1 protein-coding gene is annotated in these 1,313 nt (G+C 53.3%); it reads left to right on the top strand.

From position 1 onward, the window contains the following. Positions 1–53: 53 nt before the first annotated feature. Positions 54–1,276, top strand: a protein-coding gene (locus AC0IYH_RS28960; RefSeq protein ID WP_163821457.1) for an IS3 family transposase whose coding sequence is annotated in 2 segments (ribosomal slippage) — positions 54–405 and positions 405–1,276 — 1,224 coding nt in all. Because the reading frame shifts where the segments join, the coding sequence is not laid out codon by codon here. Positions 1,277–1,313: the final 37 nt, after the last annotated feature.

Below are 1,313 nucleotides of genomic sequence, written 5' to 3'. Positions count from 1 at the left end.
TGTCCCGTCCTGAATAAGGTTTACACCTTCTGACCGATCTTCAGGAGGATTCAATGGATACGGGAAAAAGGCGGAGCCAGCGCGATTACACGCTAGCTTTTAAATTGTCAGTCGTAGATCAAGTCGAAAAAGGCGAGTTGAGTTATAAAGAGGCTCAACGGCGCTTTGGCATTCAAGGCCGGTCCACGGTACTGGTTTGGTTACGCAAGCATGGCCGACAGGACTGGAGCCAAGGCGCCTCAATCCGAGCGCCGCGGAGCAGGCCGATGACCGACCCCAACCTCCCGCTGACACCCGAACAGCGGATCAAAGAGCTTGAAGAACAGTTGGCGCTGAGCAATCAGAAGGCCCAGTTCTTTGAAGCTGTCGTGAACGTCTTGAAAAATGATTACGGTGTGTCCATCGTAAAAAAGCGACCCGGCAAGTCCTCTCGCAAGGGCAAATCCAAGACCTGAGCATTACCAGGGCTTGCCTGTTTATGGGCATTTCGCGCCAAGCGTATTACAAGCGCAACCGAGCCTTTGACGCGAGAGTTTGCCAAGACCAGCAGGTAGTGGAATTCGTTCTGGAAAAGCGTCGCCGCCAGCCGAGGCTTGGGACGCGCAAACTGCACCACCTGATGGTAATTGAAGCCACAGCGACGCTACGTGTCGGTCGAGACCGCCTGTTTTCCATCTTGCGAGAGGCGCGAGAGCTGGTCCCTCGCAAACGTGCATATCATAAAACCACGCATAGCCATCATCGCTTCCGCCGTCACCCCAACCTACTCAAAGCTGGCCCGGAACAAGTTGTAGCCAGCAGACCTGAGCAGGTTTGGGTCGCAGACATTACCTATCTCCCAACGCGGGAAAGTGTCGCTTACGTCAGCCTGATAACAGACGCGTACTCCCGCAAAATCGTGGGTCATCATGTGCACGGCAGCCTGCATACGGAGTCGGTGGTCAGGGCACTGCAGAAGGCTGTTAGTCAGCGAAAATCCAATCAACCGCTCATTCATCATTCAGATCGCGGAGCCCAGTATTGCTCCGATTTATACCAACGGATGCATACCCGGCATGGAATCAGGTGCTCAATGACTGACGGCTATGATTGCTATCAGAACGCGATGGCGGAGAGGATAAATGGGATTTTGAAGACTGAGTTTTTGCTGCATCGTCCCAAAGACCTGGCGGATGCAGTGAAAATGGTGGATGAATCGGTGCAAATCTACAATCGGGAGCGGCCGCACTTGTCCCTGAAATACAAAACGCCCGATGCGGTGCATCGGGCGTTTTGAGACTGAAACAGGTGTAAACCTATTTCAGGACTAGACA

Source organism: Pseudomonas sp. AC463 (assembly GCF_979253585.1).
Note: the sequence above shows the minus strand (reverse complement) of the source record. Positions and strands in the feature narration are given on the sequence as shown.